Source organism: Sphingobium lactosutens DS20, from assembly GCF_000445105.1.
Taxonomy (GTDB): Bacteria; Pseudomonadota; Alphaproteobacteria; order Sphingomonadales; family Sphingomonadaceae; genus Sphingobium; species Sphingobium lactosutens.
This window is the reverse complement of the sequence record NZ_ATDP01000092.1, coordinates 146,460-166,177: the sequence shown is the minus strand read 5'-3', so window position 1 is coordinate 166,177 and position 19,718 is coordinate 146,460. Positions and strand designations below refer to the sequence as shown.

The window sequence follows — 19,718 nt, the reverse complement described above, 5'->3', positions numbered from 1 at the left end:
CGGATCAGCCCTTGCGCGGGTCGTCCACCATGTCGGACGCCAGCTCCAGCCCGCGCCGGCCATCGGATGCCGTATGCGCCGGGGCCTTGGGATGCGGCACATCCTCCGGCTCCTCGACCTCCAGCATCCCTTCCCATTTGGTGATGACCGATGTCGCGATCGCATTGCCCAGCACGTTGGTCGCGGTGCGGCCCATGTCCATGAAGTGATCGACCGCCAAGATGAAGGCGATGCCCTCCACCGGCAGGTCGAACTGCCCCAGCGTCGCGGCGACCACCACCAGGCTGGCGCGCGGCACGGCGGCGATGCCCTTGCTGGTCACCATCAGCACCAGCAAAATGGTGATCTGCGTGGTGATCGGCAGGTCGATGCCATAGGCCTGGGCGATGAAGATGGTCGCGAAGGTCGCGTACATCATCGACCCGTCAAGATTGAAGCTATAGCCCAGCGGCAGCACGAAACTGTAAATCCGCCGCGGCACGCCGAACCGGTCGAGCTGCTCCAGCATCTTGGGATAGGCCGCCTCGGACGATGCGGTGGAAAAGGCGATCAGGATCGGTTCGCGCACATAGCGGACCAGCTTGATCATGCGCTTGCCCAGGAACAGCGACCCGGCCAGGAACAACAGGCCCCACAGGCAGAAGATCGCGATGTAGAATTCGCCGACCAGCTCGCCATAGGTCTGAAGCACGCCAAGGCCCTGCACGGTGATGGACGAAGCCAGCGCGCCGAAGACGGCGAGCGGCGCGACCCGCATGACATAGCCGGTCACTTGCAGCATCAGTTCGACCATCGCCTCGATCACCGTGACGATCGGCTTGCCCTTTTCGCCGATCGCCGTCAGCGCGACGCCCACGAACAGCGAGAAGACGACGATCTGCAGAATCGAATTTTCCGCCATCGCCCCGATCATCGAGGTGGGGAAGATATGCAGCACGAAGTCGCGGAAATTCAGGCCCTCTGTGCTGACGCCCGCATCCACGCCCGATCGGACCAAATTGAGGCCGACGCCCGGCTGGAAGAAGTTGACGAGGATCAGGCCCAGCGTCAGCGAAATCAGGCTGGCGATGATGAACCAGGCGAGCGCGCGCCCGCCGATGCGGCCCAGCGCCGCGCTGTCGCCCATATGCGCGATGCCCGCGACCAGCGTGGAAAAGACCAGCGGGGCGATGATCATCTTGATGAGATGCAGGAAAATGTCGGCGAGCAGATGGAAATAGCTGGCCACCTCCTTGGCGGTGGCGTCATCGCCCCCGACCCAGAGATTGGCCACATAGCCGGTCAGCACCCCCGCGACCATGCCGATGAGGATGAACGCCGTCAGTCTGTTTCGCATCAAATTCCTCTAAAGCCGCCCGCAGGCATGCCCCCGCCTTATTTTTCCGTCTGTCAGGCCAGACACCTAACAGGCGCATGGCCGCCCGGCAATTGCGCGCGTCCCGTCGCATCAGGCAAGACGAAGCAGGACCGCCTTTCCGCCCCTGCCGCGCGCCGCCATCCTGGGGCTAACGGCATTTGTCAGGGATAGAGCAGCCCCTCGCGCCAGGTCTGGCCATCCCGTTCGAACAGGCGCCGTTCATGCAGGCGATGCGCGCGATCCTGCCAGAATTCGATGCGCTCGGGCGTGACGCGAAAACCCGACCAGTGCGGCGGTCGCGGCACCGGACCGCCTTCGAAGCGCGCGCTCGCGTCGTCGAAACGGTTCATGAATATCTGCCGGTCGGGCAGGGGGCGGGACTGGTCGGATGCCCAGGCGCCAAGCTGGCTGTCGCGGCTGCGCGTCGCGAAATAGGCGTCGGCGGTCGCGTCATCGACCGCATCCACCTGCCCCTCGATCCGGATTTGCCGCCGCAGCGATTTCCAGTGAAACAGCAGGGCGGCATGCGGATTGTCCAGCAGCTCGCCGGCCTTGCGCCCTTCGAAATTTGTATAGAAGATGAAGCCGCCCGGCCCATGCCCTTTCAGCAGCACCATCCGCACCGACGGCCGCCCGCGCGCGTCGGCGGTCGCCAGCGCCATGGCATTGCTGTCGTTGATCTCGGTTTCCCGGGCTTCGGCAAACCAGGCGTCGAAAAGCGTGAAGGGATCGGTCATGCGCGCGTTCTAGGCGGCCAGCGCCATGCTGTCGATATGTGTCACCCGATCTCGCGCCTGCGCGCATGCCCGTCTTGAATGTCGGTGATGCATCGTCCACATAGGTTTCAAGTGATGCTTTTTTGCAACAGGTAGATGAATGGCCGATCCCTATTCCATTTTGGGCGTAGCGCGCAGCGCCAGCGAGGCGGAGATCAAATCCGCCTATCGCAAGCTGGCCAAGGAACTGCATCCTGACCGGAACAAGGATAATCCCAAGGCTGCGGAAAAATTCTCCGCCGCGACCAACGCCTATGATCTTCTGTCCGACAAGGATAAGCGCGCCCGCTTCGACCGGGGCGAAATCGATGCCGAAGGCAATCCGACGGCGCCGTTCGGCTTTGGCGGTGGCGGGGGCCAAGGCGGCTTCCGCGGCAACCCCGGCGGCCAGTCGGCCCATTTCGAATTTGGCGAAGGCGGCGCCGATTTCGGTGACATTTTTGAAGGGTTGTTTGGTGGCGCTGGCCGCAGGGCAGGCGGCGGCGCGGGTTTCGGCGGCGGCTTTGGCCGGCAGGCGCCACCGCCAAAGGGCGCCAATGTCGCCTACAGGCTCGCCGTCCAGTTCACCGACGCCGCGACGTTGGCGCCGCAAAGGATCACCTTGCAGGACGGCAAGACGATCGACCTCAAATTGCCGGCTGGCGTCGAAACCGGCACGCAGATGCGCCTGTCGGGCAAGGGGCAGGCCGGACCGGGCGGGGCGGGGGACGCGATCGTGACGATAGAGGTCAAGCCGCACCCCTTTTTCACGCGCGACGGCGACAATGTCCTTCTGGACCTGCCCATCACCCTGGATGAAGCCGTCAAGGGCGGCAAGGTCAAGGTGCCGACCGTGGATGGTCCCGTCATGCTGGGCGTTCCGGCGGGCACGTCGTCGGGGAAGACGCTGCGCCTGCGCGGCAAGGGTTTTACCGGCAAGGATGGGCGGCGCGGCGACCAGCTCGTGACGCTCCACATCGACGTGCCGGCTGATGATCCTGCGATCCGCGCGCTGGTGGAGGATTGGCAGGACGCCCGGCCCGTGCGCGCCCATCTGGGCGTGTGAGGCGTTAAGCTCGGCTGATGCCGATGCCGTCCCCCCTGTCGCCCGAATCGCGCCGCCGGTCCGGCCATGGTGCGCGGGCGCGCCTGCACCGCCAGATCGACAGGGTGAGGCCGGGGTCCCATGGTTTCGAAGTGGCCAAGCGGGTGCTCGTCGGCACCTATAGCGATGGCTTCATTCACGCCGGCAATCTCGCCTATCTCTCGCTGCTGACCCTGTTCCCCTTCTTCATCGTCGCGGCTGCGGTGGCGAGCATATTCGGCCGGACGGAGGATGGACTTCAGGCGCTCAACGCCTTTCTGTATACCGTGCCGCGCGGCGTGGCCGATGTCGTGCGCCAGCCGATCAACGATGTCCTGACCGCCCGGTCCGGGCCATTGCTGTGGCTGGGCGGCCTGGTCGGGCTTTGGACGGTAGGAAGCCTTATCGAAACCATCCGCGACATATTGCGCCGGGCCTATGGGACAAAGAGCACCAAGGCGTTCTGGCAATATCGTCTAAGCGCCATCGGCATCACGCTGGTCAGCGTCTTTGCGGTCATGTTCGCCTTTTCGATGCAGGTGATCATCGCCGGCATCGACCAGTTTCTGCTGCGCCTCCTTCCCTGGGCCGATGACGCCATTGCCCTGGTCGCGTCGGCCCGACTGGTGCCGATGGCGGTGGTGTGCGTCGCGCTCTGGTCCCTCTTCGTCGCTCTCACCCCTACCGCCTACAAGGACAGGCGGTTTCCCAAATGGCCTGGCGCTGTCGCGACCGCGCTCTGGTGGTATGGCACGACCCTGTTGTTGCCGCCCACCTTGGCGCTGCTGGGCGGGTATGGGCGCACCTATGGCAGCCTTGCCGGCGTCATGATCACCCTGATTTTTTTCTTTCTCGTCGGGCTTGGCGTGGTAATTGGCGCGGAATTGAACGCGGCGCTGGCCGAATTTCCCGATGAGGAAACGGACGCGACCGTGCAGGACAAAGGGAACGGAACGACGATATGACAGGCTTGATGGCAGGAAAGCGCGGCCTCATCATGGGGTTGGCCAACGACAAGTCGCTGGCCTGGGGCATCGCCAAGCAATTGCACGCACAGGGCGCGGAGCTCGCTTTTTCCTATCAGGGCGATGCCCTGGCCAAGCGCGTAAAGCCGCTGGCCGAGCAGGTCGGCTCCGATTTCCTGATCGATTGCGACGTCACGGACATGGACAAGCTCGACGCGGCCTTCGCACAGATCGAGCAACGCTGGGGCAGCCTCGATTTCGTCGTCCACGCCATCGGCTTTTCCGACAAGAATGAACTGCGCGGCCTGTATGTCGACACCAGCCTCGACAATTTCCTGCTGACGATGAACGTGTCTGCCTACAGCTTCGTCGCCGTGACCAAGCGTGCCCGCGCGCTGATGCCCAATGGCGGCAGCATCTTGACGCTGAGCTATTATGGCGCGGAAAAGGTGATCCCGCATTATAACGTCATGGGTGTTGCCAAGGCGGCGCTGGAAACCAGCGTCAAATATCTGGCGATGGACCTGGGACCGGAAAATATCCGCGTCAACGCCATCTCCGCCGGGCCGATCAAGACGCTCGCGGCCAGCGGCATCGGCGATTTCCGCTATATCCTCAAATGGAATGAACTCAATTCGCCGCTGCGCCGCAACGTCACGATCGAGGATGTCGGCGGCGCGGGCCTCTACCTTCTCTCCGATCTCGCGTCCGGCGTGACCGGCGAAATCCACCATGTCGACGCAGGCTACAACGTCATCGGCATGAAAGCCGAGGACGCGCCGGACATCGCGCTCGATAAATAGGGCGCGGGACACATGAGCTTCAACAGTTTCGGTCGCGTCTTTCGCTTCACAACCTGGGGCGAAAGCCATGGCCCCGCGATCGGCGCTGTGGTGGACGGCTGCCCGCCCGGCCTGCCGCTCACGGAAGCGGACATTCAACCATGGCTCGACCTGCGCAAACCCGGCACATCCAAATTCACGACCCAGCGGCGCGAAGCGGATGAAGTGCGCATTCTGTCGGGTGTGTTCGAGGGCCGCACCACCGGCACGCCGATCAGCCTGATGATCGAGAATATTGATCAGCGGTCCAAGGATTATTCGGACGTCGCCAGGGCCTATCGCCCCGGCCACGCCGATTATGCCTATGACGCCAAATATGGGTTTCGCGACTATCGCGGCGGCGGGCGCTCCTCGGCGCGCGAGACGGCAAGCCGGGTGGCGGCGGGCGCGGTGGCGCGGCTCGTCATTCCGGACGTCGATATTTTCGCCTATGTCAGCGAGATTGGCGGCGACGCGATCGATTATGCCAATTTCGATCCGGCGCAGATCGGGGAAAATCCGTTTTTCTGCCCGGACCGGCAAGCCGCCCAGCGGTGGGAGGCGCTGGTTGACGCGGCTCGCCTCGACGGTTCGTCCCTGGGCGCGGTCGTCGAATGCGTCGCATCGGGCGTCCCGGCTGGGTGGGGGGCGCCGCTCTATGCCAAGCTGGACAGTGAACTGGCCGCCGCGATGATGGGCATCAATGCCGTCAAAGGCGTCGAGATCGGCGACGGCTTTGCCGCGGCGCGGCTGCGCGGCGAAGACAATGCCGATCCGATGCGGCCGGGCGCCGATGGCCCGACCTTCCTCGCCAACCATGCGGGCGGCATCGCCGGCGGCATTTCGACCGGCCAGCCGATCAAGCTGCGGGTCGCCTTCAAGCCGACCAGTTCCATCCTGATCCCCGTCGATACCGTGACGCGCGAGGGCGACGCATCGCAGATCATCACCAAGGGGCGGCATGACCCGTGCGTGGGTATTCGCGGCGTACCCGTGGTGGAAGCCATGATGGCGCTGGTCCTGGCCGATCAGAAGCTGCTTCACCGCGCCCAGTGCGGCGGCGGCGCAGCCGACTGACGCGCCGAACCGCGCCAATCCTGCGCCGGACGTCCGTTCCATGCGAGACGACTCGCCCCGGTTACGCTATTATGACGATCAACGCCCGCGGGAGGGCGTGCGGCAGAGCGTAAGCCTGGGGAGCGTCACTGCGCGTCAAAGCGTTTTCTGCGGAAAGCGCTATGATGAAAAAGCGTGGATTGACGGTCAAAACGTCCCCTCAACGCCGCGACACGGGCCAGCCATGCAACCATGGCTGGCCCATTTCGTTGACCCGGGCTAAAACGCGGTTCCACGCGTTCCAGGGGGCCAACGCCAGATGCACTTCATGTCCGCGCTCTTGGGCGTCTATCGCGCGGAAATCGGCCTCATCATCCTTGCGCTGATGTTCGTGGAATTCGTGCGCGAACGCTATTCGCCCACGGTCGTCTCCGTGCTGGGCGCCTGCGCCTATGCCGCGCTGGGATTGCTGGATGAAAAGGGGCTTTTCTCCGTCTTCTCCAACAGCGCGCCGCTGACGATCGGCGCGATGTTCGTGCTTGCCGGCGCACTGATCCGCACCGGCACGATCAATCGGGCGGCGGATTTCGTTATGAAGCGCGCGGAAAAACATCCGCGCCTGGCGATCGTGGAGGTGATGCTGGGCGCGACGGTGGCGTCCGCCTTCCTCAACAATACGCCTGTCGTCGTCGTGCTCATCCCCATCATCTTCAAATTGTCGCAGGTCACGGGCGTCCCGCTCAAGAAGCTGATGATGCCGCTCAGCATCGTGGCGGTGCTGGGTGGCTGCATCACGCTGATCGGCACATCGACCAATCTGATCGTCGCGGGCATCGCGGCGGATCAGGGTATGACCCCCTTTGGCATTTTCGACATCGCGCCCTTCGGCATTGCCGGCACCGTCGCCGGACTGGCGGCGCTTGTCGGCCTGTCCTTCCTGCTGCCCAGCGATCCGCCGGCCATATCCGGCCAGGATGGCGGCAATGCGCAGGATTATCTGACCGAACTGGTGGTGCCCCATGACAGCGAATATATCGGTCGGGAAATCGGATCGCTGACGCTGTTCGGGCGATCGGCCGCGCTGCTCGGCCTCAAGCGGGCGGGGGAGATACGGCGCGGCGACCTGTCGCAGGAGGAATTGCACGCCGGCGATCGCCTGATCGTGCGCGCCGACGGCACGGCGATCATGACGCTGCGCGAATCAGGGCATTTCGAACTGGGCATCGCCGCGGATTCCGAAACATCGGGGCGCGAGGGCACGGTGATCGAGGCGATGGTCGCGCCCAGCCATCCATCGATCGGCGAACGGCTGATGGATATCCCCTTCCTCCACGCCCTGCGCGTACGGATCATCGGCATCAATCGCGCCCGGCATCTGCCCGGACCCAATCTCGCCGAAGCCCGCATTCGCGGCGCTGACCGCCTGCTGATCGCGGGCAGTGACGATGCGATGCGCTCGCTGCGCGACAATCCCAACCTCATGGGTGTGGACATCAGCCGCACCCGCGCCTTCCGCCGGAACAAGGCGTGGATCGCGATCCTGGCCATGGCGATGGTGATCGCGCTGTCGGCGCTGGGTATCATGGGCATCGGCCTTGCCGCGATCATCGCGGTCGGTGCGATCCTCGCCACCCGCTGCATCGACGCGGAGGAGGCGTGGGGCGCGATCGACGGGGATGTCCTGGTGTTGATCTTTGCCATGCTGGCGGTCGGCGTCGCGCTGGAGCAGGCGGGCAGCGTCACGATGATGGTGGGCTGGATCACGCCGTTGATGCAGGTGGCGCCGCCCTGGGCGCTGATCTTCATCGTCTATTTCGCCGCGCTGATCCTGTCCGAATTGCTCAGCAACAATGCGGTGGCGGCGTTGATGACGCCGATTGTCATCGCCCTCGCGCATCAATTGCAGGTCGACGCACGCCCGCTCGTCATCGCGCTGATGATCGGGGCCTCCGCCTGCTTTGCTACGCCGATCGGTTATCAGACGAATGCGCTGGTCTATGCGGCGGGCGACTATCGCTTTGCTGATTTCGTGCGCATCGGCGTCCCCCTCAACATCATCGTCGGCCTGGCGGTCTGCGGTGCATTGGTGTTGCTGGGCTGAACGGCCAGTCGGAACCGGCCGGCCCTGTCCAACGGCGCAGCAACCGGGCAGAAGGCCGCGCAACGAAAGGATGCCCCTGATGACCAGCCTGCCCTTCACCCAGGTCGACGCCTTTGCCGATGCGCCCTTTACCGGCAACCCGGCCGCCGTCATGCCGCTCGATGCCTGGCTGGACGACGCGACGCTTCAGGCCATCGCGCAGGAAAACAACCTCTCCGAAACCGCCTTTACCGTAGCGACGCCGGACGATCCGGATGCCGATTATGCGCTGCGCTGGTTCACGCCGACGCTGGAAGTGAAGCTGTGCGGTCATGCCACGCTGGCGAGCGGCCATGTGCTGATGGAGGGCGATGCGGTCCGCTTCCGCACGCGGCATGCCGGGATACTCACCGTATCGCGGGACGGGCAGGGCTATGCCCTGTCGCTGCCGGCCTGGACCATGACGCCGCGCGATTTGCCCGATCTTGCCGAAGGGCTGGGCGGCGCTCCCATCGAATCGTATTGGCGAGACGGCGGCTACAGCCTCTTTCTCTTCCCCGATGAAGCCGCCGTGCGCGCGCTGACGCCGGATTTCGCAACGCTACGGGGGCAGGGCGACGTCATGCTCATCGCCACCGCGCCCGGCGCGGATAGCGACATCGTCAGTCGCGTGTTCGTGCCTGGCGGCGGCGTGGATGAAGATCCGGTGACTGGCTCGGCCCACTGCCTCCTTACCCCCTTCTGGGCGGAACGGCTGGGCAAGACGCGGATCAGCGCGGTGCAGGCGTCTGCCCGGGGCGGTCGGCTCGGCTGCGCGCTGGAGGGCGACCGAGTCATCCTGACCGGCGCCTGCCGCACCGTGATCGAGGGACGCTTTCTGCTTTAACCCGGAAACAACCCCATCAATCGCGCCAGCCCCGCGCGCACCGCGCGGCGCTGCTCCTTGCGGGGGGACATGCCGATGCGCACGACGGTCAGCCGCTGCGATGGCGAAATCAGGATATATTGGCCATTATGCCCGACGCAGCCGAACAGGCTTTCGGGGGCCTGGCCGGGCATCAGCGCGCTTTCGTCGCTGGCCCGGTTCAGCCAGATATGCAGCCCATAGGCCGGATTGCGCCGCGATGGCGTGGTCATCAGGTCGATCCATTTTTCCGGCAAAATCTGATGTCCCGCAGGCGTGCGTCCACGCCGGCGGAGCAATTCGCCAAAGCGCCCATAATCGCGCGCGGTCATGTGCAGGATGCTGCCGCCGATCATCGTGCCATGCGCGTCATATTCAGGCGTCAGGCTGGGCAGCTTGCCCGGTGCCTTCAACCGTCCGTCGATGAACATCTGCATCGCGCGTCGGCGCACGTCGGGGTCCTCGCTGTTTGTCAGCATCCGCGTCATCAGGTCCGACAGGATCATCGTGCTGCCGGTCGAATAAGCGAAGTTTTCGCCCGGCGCATGAGCCAGCGGCTTGGCTTCGGCATAGGCGGCCATGTCCTGCGCCCCGTCCTGGAACAGCATGCGCACCGTATCGCCCGCCGTGACCGGTTCGCCATCCTCGACATGGTCGATGCCCGAACTCATGGTCAGCAATTGCCGCAGCGTGATCCGCCCGCGCGGATCGCCCGGCTGGCTCCAGGCGGGCACGGGCACCGGCGCGTCGAGCGCCAACCGGCCGTCCGCGACCATCAGGCCTGCCAGCACGGCGGTTACGGTCTTGGCCATCGACCAGGCCAGCAACTTGGTATCAGGGCCAAAACCCGGCGCGTAGCGTTCCGCGACGATCTGACCGTCACGCATCACGATCAGGGCGCGAGTCTCACCCATGTCCGCATTGTCGAACAGCGGGTCGATCGCGGCGCGCAGCGTGCTTTCTCCCGTCACGACATCGGACGCGACAATATAGACAGGTTCGGCGGTCGGGGCCGCGCGCCCGGCCAGCGATCCGGCGGCGACGAGCGCGACGATGCCCGCGGTCAGGCCAAGACGCTTTACGATTCGGCTGTGGATCTGCATAAGCCGGCGCCTTTACAGGCGAGCGCGGGAAAGAGCCATGGCGGTTCGACGGAAATGGTGGATCGGGGCGATGCTGATCGTTCTCATATTTCTTGGCCTGCTTGCCTGGCAGTGGCCGACCTTGCATGCCCGCGCACAACTGGGCGCTGCCTATGGCGCGCGCATCGGCTGTTCCTGCCATTATGTCGAAGGTCGGCCGATGGGACAGTGCGCGGACGACAAGGAACCTGGCATGGCGCTGGTACGGATGACCGACGTGCCGGAGCAGCGGGCCGTGCGGGCCAGTGTTCCGCTGCTCGCCACACGCACGGCGCGCTACAAGCCCGGCTGGGGGTGCCTGCTCGATCGTCGCGACTGACGCGTGACACGTCGACTGAAATTTGCAGCGTCCATAACCTGCGGAATGGTTGACCCTGTCAGTCGAAGCAGGAAAAGCATCCCACCGTCTGTTGCTGAGGAAATCCACCCGTCATGTCCGTCGCCTATCTGAACGGAACCTATTTGCCGCTCGATGAAGCGCGCATTTCGCCGCTCGACCGTGGCTTCCTGTTTGCCGACGGCATTTACGAGGTGGCGGCGGTCATCGACGGAAAATTGGTGGACAGCGCGTCGCATCTCGCGCGGCTGGAACGTTCGACCAGGGCGATCGGCATCGACCTGCCGCTTAGCCTGGAAGAGATTGAGGCGGTGCAGAAGCAGCTGGTCGTCCGCAATGGCCTGACCGAAGGGCTGGTCTATCTTCAAGTGACGCGCGGGGCTGACACGACACGCGATTTCATCCCGCCGGCAGGTCTGCAACCCACTATGTTCCTGTTCGTGCAGGCCAAGCCGTTCCTCGACATTCCGGCGGTGCATGACGGTATCGCCGTCGCCACCGTTCCCGACCTTCGCTGGGCGCGCCGCGATATAAAGAGCGTGGGGCTGCTGGCGCAGGCCATGGCCAAGCAGGCCGCGAGGGAGGCTGGCGCGCAGGAAGCCTGGATGGTAGAGGATGGCTTCGTGACGGAAGGCGCATCCTCCACTGCGTTCATCGTCACTGAGGAGGGCATCGTCACCCGGTCCTACAGCCAGTCGGTGCTGGCGGGCTGCACGGGCGCGGCCATCGGCGCGCTGGCGCAAGAAAAGGGCCTTGCGCTGATCCGCCGCTCCTTCACCGTCGCCGAAGCCAAGCAGGCGAAGGAGGCTTTCATCACCAGCGCATCCACCTTGTGCCAGTCTGTGGTGCACATTGACGGAAGCAAGATCGGGGATGGCCGGCCCGGGCCGGTCGCCATGCGCCTGCGCGCGCTCTACATAGAATTTGCCCGCGCTACCGGGGTTTAAGCCAAATCATCCAAATCGGACATGGTTTTCCCGCAGCCGCTGAAGGCGCGGAGGCGCAAGCAAATTGGGCCATGATACCGCCGGGACGGACGGAAAATGGATGGAAGATGGTGCAAACCGGGAAAGACTCGGGGCTAAACGTCGCATTTCGCCTCCAAATCGGGTGAAGAGGGGGGTGATCCCATCCGTTCTTGCGCTAGGGTTGGGAACGAAGCTGGAACAGGGACCGCGCAATGACGGATGATTTCCCCCAATTCATGCCATCGGGCAACATCACCTTGCCGATAGGCGCGCCCGATGACCGGCAGAGCCTGCTCGTCATCGCCGATTGGGCGGATATGGAAGAGGTCGCGCCGATTGCGGACGCCGCGAAACTGCGTCTGCTGGGCGTGACGGGCCTTGCCGACGCTTCGGCCAGGCTGGATGAGCAGACGCAGTGCGATACGCTCCTGCTGTTCTGCCCGATCATGACCGCGACGCTGGAACGGCTGCTGGTCCAGGTGGAAACGCAGGCGATCCAAACCGGCATGGCGGTCGTGCTGGTGGCGGGGTGGGACACGATAGACCTTGTTTTTGCGTGCATCCGCAGCGCCCATACGCAGTTGCTATGCGATCCCGACCCGGTGGAACTGGCCGCTGCCCTTGTCGCGGCGGGTGAACATCGCCCCCTTTCCGGCAGCCTGCATGAGGTTGATCGCGAAGGCCTGCGCCTTCAGCAACTAAGCGAGGAAGTCGGTCGCCTGGCGCGTACGCTCGATGCGCTGACACAGCGGAACAAGATCGCCGCCGCGCCCAGTTTCGACCTTGGGCCGCGCATTTCCGACCGGCCGAGCGACTATATCGGCATGCCGGTCATTACATCCTTCACGGAGCCTGCGCGCCCCGCCCCGGCGGCGGCTTTGACCGGGCAACAGGTGCGCGACATGCTGCGCGCGCGGCGCATCCGGGCCGATTTCCTGCCCGGCGAGCTGTTCGCCGATCCGGCCTGGGACATGCTGCTCGATTTGCTTGCCGCCCGGCTGGAACAGGAACGCGTATCCGTCTCCAGCCTGTGCATCGCCGCCGCCGTTCCGCCCACGACGGCGTTGCGCTGGATCCGCACGCTGACCGACAAGGGCATGGTGCTGCGGCATGCGGACCCCCAGGACGGCCGCCGCGTCTTCATTTCGCTGGCGGACGACACCGCCGAAGCCATGACGCGCTGGTTCGGCGCCAGCCGTCGATTGCTGTGCGGCTGAGGCTTGACCGCCGCACCATTTCGCCGCAATAGGCGCCTTCCCCACGGGGGCGATTAGCTCAGTTGGTAGAGCGTCTCGTTTACACCGAGAATGTCGGCGGTTCGAGCCCGTCATCGCCCACCATAAGCGCCCTGGCGCAGGCACAACGTCCATAAAGGCGATGCCGTCCATCCGTTTTTCTACATCGATGCCGATCGTCCGGTGCCCCCCGCCGGCCATGAATCACCCGCCACGGCCATGCGTCATTCGTCGCTGCCTGCCGCGATCGTTGGAAAGCGCACGGTGACCGACAGGCCCGGCTCCTCGTCCTGCAAGAATACGACAGCGCCCATGCGCGACGCGGCGGACTGGACGATGGCCAGCCCCAGTCCGGTTCCATCCGGCCCGTTGGCGGCCCGCGCCCTGTAAAAACGTTCGAACACCCGTTCGCGGTCCTCCGGCGCGATGCCGGGGCCATCGTCCCGCACCCGCAGCAGCACCGCATCGGCTTGACGCGACAGCAGGACGCCTACGGTGCCGCCCCGCTGATTGTAGCGGATGCCGTTATCGACAAGGTTCGCCATTATCTCATAGACGAGCGTCCGATGCGCCGGAACGACATATGGCGCGTCGTCCGCGACCTCCAATGTCAGTTCGACCCCGCAATGGATCGCCTGGTTGATGAGCCGACCGATGACGGCACGGCTCACTTCGCGCAGGTCGACGGCTTCGAGCGGCGGCGCTTCGCCGCTTTCCTCGGCGCGCGCGAGCGCGAGCAATTGGGTGACGAGGCGTTCAAGCCGCTGCACCGCCTCATCGATTTCGTCCAGTGCCGCAACCGATCCTCGTCGCGCCAGCGCCACTTGCACCCGCAGGATCGACAATGGCGTGCGCATCTGATGCGAAGCGTCTGCGGTAAAGCGCCGCATGCTGCTGGTCGCCCGGTCGAGTTGCGCCAGCAGATGATCGAACGCCGTCGCCAGCGGGCGCAATTCATGGGGCAATGGGCCTGCGTCCAGCGGCGAAAAATCGGGTCGGCTGCTGGCGTCGCGGGCCTCGATCGTGCGGCGCAAGCGGGCCAATGGGCGCAAGCTCCATCCCAGCGCCGGGCGGAGCAGCAGGACGGCGACGCCCACCAGCGCCACCTCACCGACCAGCAGCGCGATGATCATCCGCCGTGTCAGCGCGGACCGGTTGTCGAGCGTTTCGGCGACCTGCACGATGACCGGCCGTTCGATGCGCGGCAGCATGCGTTTGACTTCCGCGATGCGTATGTCCTGATCGCGAAAGCGCGCAAAGCGAAAGCGGGGCTGATCGATCGCCAGTGTCGCCGGGTCCGGCGCTGGCAGGTCGGTATAGCCCGTCAGCAGGTCCGGCCCCACCGCGATCCTGTAATAGACATTGTCGCGCTCGCTATTTTCCAGCATGCCAAAGGCGGCCGGCGGCAGGTCAAGCGTCACTTCGCCCCGTTCCACCTGAACCGTTTCGGCGATCGCCCCCAGCGCGCCGCCCAGCACGCGGTCGTTTGTTCGGCGAACGACATCGGAAATCAGCGTCGCTCCGCCTATCCCGATGATCGCCGCCGCGCCCAGCAACGGCCCCAGCATCGCCGCCAGCAACCGGGTGCGCAGGGCGATCGCGTGCGCTTTGGGGCCGCCTTTACCCTGCATCGAGCATATAGCCGACGCCGCGCACCGTCCGGATCGTCGGTCCATCGGGCGCCAGCTTGCCGCGCACGCGCGTCACATGCACCTCGATCGCGTTGCCGCCGACCGGCTCGTCAAAACCGAACACTTCGCCGATCAGCATTTCGCGCGGCACCACCTGCCCCGCACGCGTGGCGAGCGCTTCGAGCACCGCCAGTTCCCGGCGGCGCAGGTCGATTAACCGTTCCCCCACCGCGACCGCGCCGGTCGACCGGTTGATGGTCAGCGACCCGACACGAATCTGCGGCGTCGGGTCGCCGCCGCGACGACGCCCCAGCGCGCGCACGCGCGCTTCCAGTTCTTCGGGATCGAACGGCTTGCGCAGATAATCGTCCGCGCCCAGGTCCAGCCCGCGCACGCGGTCATCCAGCGCGTCCCGCGCCGTCAGCATCAGGACCGGCACCTTTTCGCCGCGGCGGCGCAGATCGGCCAGCACGGCAAATCCGTCCATGCCCGGCAGGCCCACGTCCAGGATGATCAGCGCATAGGGTTCGCTGCCCACGATGGCGAGCGCATCCTCTCCGGTCGGGACATGATCGACGGCATGGCCGCTTGCGCGCAACAGTGCCGAAATGCTGCGGGCCAGGGCAGCGTCGTCCTCGATCATCAAAATGCGAATGGGGCACCTGCTGATGAAAGGTTGATGACAGCTTGGCTTCGTAACGAACCCCTGCATCTTAATCCGGCGACAGAAGCGGACGAAGCAAGGAGTGGATGATGCAACGGGTTATTCGGATCATGGCGCTGTTGGCAAGTCTGGTTGCGCCGGTCGCCACCGCCGTGGCGGAGCGGCCGACGGGCTATCCGCGCTCCTATGACCAATTGATCGCGGCGGCGCGCGCCGAGCGGCAGGTCATTGTCTACGCCAATGCCGACACGTCGGAAATGGCGCCGGTCATCGTCGCGTTCCAGCGGCGCTATCCCGGCGTCACCGTCCGCTATACCGACCTTGGCTCCAACGAGATGTATCGGCGCTTCGTCGCCGAAACGCGGGCGCGCAAGGCATCGGCGGACCTGGTCTGGTCCTCGGCGATGGACCAGCAGGTAAAGCTCATCAACGATGGCTTTGCGCAGGCTTATGCCAGCCCCGAAAAGCCCGCGCTCCCCGCCTCGGCGGTGTGGAAGAATATGGGATATGGCATCACGGCCGAACCCATCGCCTATGTCTATAACAAGAAAGCCGTGCCCAATCCGCCGCGCAGCCATGCCGCGCTGGAAACGATGCTGCGCCGGGATCGCCGTGCGCTCATGGGCAAGGTCGCGACCTTTGATCCGGCGCGGTCCAACACCGGCTATCTGTACCTGACACAGGATTACGCCATCACGCGCGATACCCAGTCGCTTGTCGAAGCGATGGCCGCCACCCGGCCCGTGCTCGCCACCACGACCGAACCGATGCTGCGCGGCGTGGCCGAGGGCCGGTTGGCCATCGCCTATAATGTGATCGGTTCCTATGCGCTGGAGCGGGCGCGGCGCGACCCGCGGATCGGCGTCGTCTTCCCGCAGGATTATACCATCATTCTCTCGCGCATCGCGTTCATCGCGCGCGAAGCGCGGCACCCTGCCGGGGCCAAGCTGTTCCTTGATTTCCTGCTGTCGCGTCAGGGCCAGTCCCTGCTTGCCCGGCACAGCCTCTGGCCGGCGCGCACCGACATCCGCGCGCGCCGGCTTCCTGCCGCGCAGGCGCGCCCCGTGCGCGTGGGGCCTCAGCTTCTCGTCAATCTCGACCGCCTCAAACAACAGCGCTTTCTGCGCCAGTGGCGCGAGACCTTAGCCTCTGGAGCCAGATAAAATGCCTGCTATTCCGCTACGGGCCGGCTGCGCCGCCTTGGCGCTCATCGCCGCAACCCCCGCCTTGGCGCAAACGCCCAGTGCGCAAGAGCTGGCCGCGCTCGTCAAGGCGCAGGCGGCTGAAATCGCCACCCTCAAGGCCCGGCTCGACCGGCTGGAGGGGCAAAACCCGCCAGTTGCGACGGCCGCGACCGCCGCAACCGCCGCGCAGCCTTCAACAGCGCCCGATCAACAGGTCGCGCAACAGCAATCGGCCCCGCCGCTGGTCATCACCCCGTTCGCGCCGCAGATCGTGCCGCCCGGCCCCGCCGACCTTGACGTGGCGCAGGCCCGCGCCGTCGCCGCCAACCCGGCCGGGGTGACGACCGAATGGGGCGCGGGCCTGCCGGTTTTCCGGTCTGCCGATGGCGTCTTCACCTACAAGCCGCGCGGCCGCATCCTGGTCGATGTCAGCTCGACCTACGGGTCGCGCTACAAGGGCCGTAATACCACGACGACCGGCATGCGCGCCTTGCGTCTGGGGCTGGAAGGCGGCGTCGGCCCGCATTTCTTCTATCAGTTCGAAAGCGATTTTTCGGAAAATGAGGTCGATATCGTCACCGCCTTCCTTGGCTGGCGCAATCGCCTGGGCAGCAAGGTCGACTATGACGTGCGCGCCGGCCATTTGTTCAACGATCGCGCCTTTGAAGGCAGCACCGGATCGGATTCGACGCCGTTCCTCGAACGCAGCACCGTATCGACCGCCATCATTCCGCAGCGCGGCTTCTATGGAATCGGGATTATGGGCCGGCTGTTCGGCCCGGACTGGCATGCCTCGGTCAGCGTGACCGGCGACCGGATCGATGGTCAGCAGGCGACAAATGACAGCCGCACCGTGGCCGCCCGCGCGCACTGGAATCCGATCAAGACCGACCGGTCCCTGCTCCATGTCGGCGCCTGGGGCTTTGACGAGGCGCTGTCGTCGGCAGCGAACACTCTGACGCGCAGCACCGTCATCGGCGGCCGCTTCAACGGCGCCGTGCGGGTGTCGACCGGCGAATTGCTCGGCGGTCGATCGACGACCGGCTATGGGCTGGAACTGGGCGGCTATGCCGGCAGCCTGTGGGTGATGGGCGAAGCGGGCCGACGCGTGGCGCGGCTGACCGGCGACCGGCCGGATTTCGGAAGCAAGGCGTGGAGCCTGTCCACTGGCTTTTTCCTGACCGGCGAATTGCCACCCTACAACCCGCGCCTCGGCAGCTTTGGCCAGCCCAATGTGCTCAGCCCCACTTTCGATGGTGGTCCCGGCGCGATCGAGCTGACGGCGCGGTACGAAAATCTGGATTATACCGACCTGGCGCTGGGCGGCGATGGCTGGGCCGCGACGCTGGGCGTCAACTGGTATCTCAACAGCTTCACCCGGCTTCAGCTGAACGGAATCCATTGGCGCACCCATAATCGCGCCGGCGACTTCACCGGCAGCGACGACGGCCAGACCGTCAGCGCCCGCGTCGGCGTCACCTTCTGATCCTCCTCTTGTCCCTTCCAAGGATGCAGCAATGAACCTTGCCCTGCTCGGCTTCCTGATGGTCGCCACCTTCATGACGCTGATCATGACCAAGCGGATGACGCCGCTCGTTGCCCTGATCCTCATTCCCTCCATTTTCGGGGTGATTGCCGGCCAGGCGGCGGGCCTGGGCGACATGATGATCGACGGGATCAAAAACCTCGCCCCCACCGGCGTCATGCTGCTGTTTGCGATCCTCTTCTTCTCGACGATGACCGACACGGGCCTGTTCGACCCGCTGGTCGGGCGGCTGGTGCGGATCGTCCATGGTGATCCGCTGCTCATCCTGCTGGGCAGCGTGGTGCTGTGTGCCATCGTCAGCCTCGATGGCGACGGCTCCACCACCTACATCATCACCATCGCCGCGCTGTTGCCGCTCTACAAACGCTTCGACATGAAGCGCATCTACCTCGTCTGCCTGCTGATGGTGACGAGCGGGATCATGAACCTGACGCCATGGGGCGGGCCGACCGCCCGCGCGGCAAGCGCGCTCAAGCTGGATGCCGCCGATCTGTTCCTGCCGCTCATTCCCGGCATGATCGCGGGCCTGGCCTTTCTGCTGGGCCTCGCTTTCTGGTTCGGTATCAAGGAACGGCGCCGCCTGGGGCATGTCCATGTGCCACAGCGGGAACCCGTCGACATCGCCGATCTGGGCGTGTCGCAATATCCCGAAGCGCGCCGCCCGCACCTGCGCTGGATCAATGCCGCGCTGGTCGTCGCGCTGCTTGGCCTGCTCGTCTGGGGCATCCTGCCCTTATCGGTGCTCATGATGATCGCCTTTGCGATCGCGATGGTGGTCAATTACCCCCGCGTCGCGCAGCAGAAGGAACGGATCGCGGCGCATGCCGGCAATGTGCTGTCGGTCGTTTCGCTGATCTTTGCCGCGGGCATCTTTACCGGCATCCTGGGCGGCACCGGCATGGTGGAAGCGATGAGCAAGGAAGTGGTCGGCTTCATCCCGCCTGCGCTCGGTCCCTATATGGCGCCGATCACGGCGCTGCTGTCCATGCCTTTCACCTTCTTCATTTCCAATGACGCCTTCTATTTCGGCATGCTGCCGATCCTGGCGGAGGCGGGCGCGCATTATGGCGTAGAACCGATGGCGATCGCGCGCGCCTCGCTCATGGGGCAGCCGGTGCATCTGCTCTCGCCGCTGGTGCCCTCGACCTATCTGCTCGTCAGCCTGGCGGGCATCGACCTTGCCGATCATCAGCGCTTCACGCTGCTACCGGCCGCCGCCGTCTGCATCGTCATGACGCTGGCGGGAATGATCGCGCTCGCTTTCCCCTTCGTCGCCTGACGGGGGGGCAGGCCATGACCCGGAGTCCCGATCGGGTCATGGCCTGACCGACATCAAAATAGCGCCGCGATCCCCGTGGCGGGATCGACAATGCCTTCGTAGATCATCTTGCCCGCGACATAGAGGATCACCAGCAGGCCGATATAGGCAATCGCGCGATAGCGTTCGATGACGCGGGCCAGCAGATTGGCCGCAACGCCCATCAGCGCGACCGACAGGACCAGTCCGACGACCAAGATGCCCGGATGCTCGCGCGCCGCGCCCGCGACCGCCAGCACATTGTCCAGGCTCATCGACACGTCCGCGACCGCTACGGCCCAGGCCGCCTGGGCAAAGCCCTTTGGCGCCGCGGGGCCGGCGACATCCCCGGCGTCTTCCGCCTCGCCGTCCGAGCGCAACTCGCGCCACATCTTCCATGCGACCCAGACCAGCAACAGGCCGCCGGCGAAGACCAGTCCCACCAGCTGCATCAGCTGCGTCACCATGAGCGCAAAGGCGATCCGCAGCACCAGCGCCGCGATCACGCCGATGGCGATCACCTTGCGGCGCGAAGCGGGCGGCAGTCCGGCCGCCAGCGCGCCCACCACGATCGCATTATCCGCCGCCAGCATGATGTCGATCAGCACCACCTGGCCGAAGGCGGCCAGCGCCGATGGCGATCCCAGCTGGGAAAAATCGGACAATATGGTCGTCCAGACATGGCTCATAAA

General features: G+C 65.1%; 18 protein-coding genes and 1 tRNA gene. 13 read left to right on the top strand and 6 right to left on the bottom strand.

Annotated features, from left to right (window positions below; all coding sequences use genetic code 11):
- Window positions 1-4: 4 nt before the first annotated feature.
- A complete protein-coding gene (locus tag RLDS_RS42630) occupies window positions 5-1,336 on the bottom strand; it encodes a dicarboxylate/amino acid:cation symporter (RefSeq protein ID WP_021226539.1) in 1,332 nt (443 codons plus the stop codon).
- 182 nt (window positions 1,337-1,518) lie between these two features.
- A complete protein-coding gene (gene pdxH, locus RLDS_RS42625; RefSeq protein WP_021226538.1) occupies window positions 1,519-2,094 on the bottom strand; it encodes a pyridoxamine 5'-phosphate oxidase in 576 nt (191 codons plus the stop codon).
- A gap of 139 nt (window positions 2,095-2,233) precedes the next feature.
- On the opposite strand from pdxH, the gene RLDS_RS42620 reads away from it, so the two are divergent.
- The 6 genes from RLDS_RS42620 to RLDS_RS42595 all read left to right on the top strand — a co-directional run bounded on the left by RLDS_RS42620 (window position 2,234) and on the right by RLDS_RS42595 (window position 9,004).
- Entirely contained in the window at window positions 2,234-3,178 is a 945-nt protein-coding gene (locus RLDS_RS42620; protein WP_021226537.1) for a DnaJ C-terminal domain-containing protein, read from the top strand.
- 17 nt (window positions 3,179-3,195) lie between these two features.
- A complete protein-coding gene (locus RLDS_RS42615; protein ID WP_021226536.1) occupies window positions 3,196-4,161 on the top strand; it encodes a YihY/virulence factor BrkB family protein in 966 nt (321 codons plus the stop codon).
- Window positions 4,158-4,964, top strand: a complete 807-nt coding sequence (gene fabI / locus RLDS_RS42610; RefSeq protein WP_021226535.1) for an enoyl-ACP reductase FabI — start codon at window positions 4,158-4,160, stop codon at window positions 4,962-4,964. The genes RLDS_RS42615 and fabI overlap by 4 nt, the downstream gene beginning before the upstream one ends.
- A 12-nt stretch (window positions 4,965-4,976) precedes the next feature.
- Window positions 4,977-6,059 carry a chorismate synthase gene (aroC, locus tag RLDS_RS42605; protein WP_021226534.1) on the top strand — a complete coding sequence of 361 codons (1,083 nt, stop codon included), beginning with the start codon at window positions 4,977-4,979 and terminating at the stop codon, window positions 6,057-6,059.
- A gap of 298 nt (window positions 6,060-6,357) precedes the next feature.
- On the top strand, window positions 6,358-8,139 hold the full coding sequence (locus RLDS_RS42600; RefSeq protein ID WP_021226533.1) for an SLC13 family permease: 1,782 nt from the start codon (window positions 6,358-6,360) through the stop codon (window positions 8,137-8,139).
- 79 nt (window positions 8,140-8,218) lie between these two features.
- A complete protein-coding gene (locus RLDS_RS42595; protein WP_021226532.1) occupies window positions 8,219-9,004 on the top strand; it encodes a PhzF family phenazine biosynthesis protein in 786 nt (261 codons plus the stop codon).
- On the opposite strand, the gene RLDS_RS42590 is transcribed toward RLDS_RS42595, so the two are convergent.
- Window positions 9,001-10,125, bottom strand: a complete 1,125-nt coding sequence (locus tag RLDS_RS42590) for a serine hydrolase domain-containing protein (protein WP_021226531.1) — start codon at window positions 10,123-10,125, stop codon at window positions 9,001-9,003. The two genes, RLDS_RS42595 and RLDS_RS42590, sit on opposite strands and share 4 nt — an antisense overlap.
- 37 nt (window positions 10,126-10,162) lie before the next feature.
- Between RLDS_RS42590 and RLDS_RS42585 the strand changes: the two genes are divergently transcribed.
- The 4 genes from RLDS_RS42585 to RLDS_RS42570 all read left to right on the top strand — a co-directional run bounded on the left by RLDS_RS42585 (window position 10,163) and on the right by RLDS_RS42570 (window position 12,809).
- On the top strand, window positions 10,163-10,483 hold the full coding sequence (locus RLDS_RS42585) for a hypothetical protein (protein WP_021226530.1): 321 nt from the start codon (window positions 10,163-10,165) through the stop codon (window positions 10,481-10,483).
- A gap of 113 nt (window positions 10,484-10,596) precedes the next feature.
- Window positions 10,597-11,448, top strand: a complete 852-nt coding sequence (locus tag RLDS_RS42580; RefSeq protein ID WP_021226529.1) for a D-amino-acid transaminase — start codon at window positions 10,597-10,599, stop codon at window positions 11,446-11,448.
- A 233-nt stretch (window positions 11,449-11,681) separates the two neighbouring features.
- Window positions 11,682-12,686, top strand: coding sequence for a helix-turn-helix domain-containing protein (locus tag RLDS_RS42575; RefSeq protein ID WP_021226528.1), 1,005 nt, complete (start codon window positions 11,682-11,684; stop codon window positions 12,684-12,686).
- Between the two features lie 47 nt (window positions 12,687-12,733).
- A tRNA-Val gene (locus RLDS_RS42570) sits at window positions 12,734-12,809 on the top strand.
- Window positions 12,810-12,928: 119 nt separating this feature from the next.
- On the opposite strand, the gene RLDS_RS42565 is transcribed toward RLDS_RS42570, so the two are convergent.
- Together RLDS_RS42565 and RLDS_RS42560 are read right to left on the bottom strand one after the other, a co-directional pair.
- Window positions 12,929-14,335, bottom strand: a complete 1,407-nt coding sequence (locus tag RLDS_RS42565; protein WP_021226527.1) for a sensor histidine kinase — start codon at window positions 14,333-14,335, stop codon at window positions 12,929-12,931.
- Window positions 14,325-14,978 carry a response regulator transcription factor gene (locus tag RLDS_RS42560; protein ID WP_021226526.1) on the bottom strand — a complete coding sequence of 218 codons (654 nt, stop codon included), beginning with the start codon at window positions 14,976-14,978 and terminating at the stop codon, window positions 14,325-14,327. Before RLDS_RS42560 ends, RLDS_RS42565 begins: the two co-directional genes overlap by 11 nt.
- A gap of 110 nt (window positions 14,979-15,088) precedes the next feature.
- Between RLDS_RS42560 and RLDS_RS42555 the strand changes: the two genes are divergently transcribed.
- The 3 genes from RLDS_RS42555 to RLDS_RS42545 are packed head-to-tail and all read left to right on the top strand — an operon-like array spanning window position 15,089 to window position 19,008.
- Window positions 15,089-16,162 carry an ABC transporter substrate-binding protein gene (locus RLDS_RS42555; RefSeq protein WP_021226525.1) on the top strand — a complete coding sequence of 358 codons (1,074 nt, stop codon included), beginning with the start codon at window positions 15,089-15,091 and terminating at the stop codon, window positions 16,160-16,162.
- Between the two features lies 1 nt (window position 16,163).
- Window positions 16,164-17,669 (top strand): OprO/OprP family phosphate-selective porin, encoded by a 1,506-nt coding sequence (locus tag RLDS_RS42550; RefSeq protein WP_021226524.1) that lies wholly within the window; start codon window positions 16,164-16,166, stop codon window positions 17,667-17,669.
- A 31-nt stretch (window positions 17,670-17,700) separates the two neighbouring features.
- Window positions 17,701-19,008, top strand: a complete 1,308-nt coding sequence (locus tag RLDS_RS42545; protein ID WP_021226523.1) for a CitMHS family transporter — start codon at window positions 17,701-17,703, stop codon at window positions 19,006-19,008.
- A gap of 53 nt (window positions 19,009-19,061) precedes the next feature.
- On the opposite strand, the gene RLDS_RS42540 is transcribed toward RLDS_RS42545, so the two are convergent.
- Window positions 19,062-19,715 carry a YjbE family putative metal transport protein gene (locus tag RLDS_RS42540; protein WP_021226522.1) on the bottom strand — a complete coding sequence of 218 codons (654 nt, stop codon included), beginning with the start codon at window positions 19,713-19,715 and terminating at the stop codon, window positions 19,062-19,064.
- Window positions 19,716-19,718: the final 3 nt, after the last annotated feature.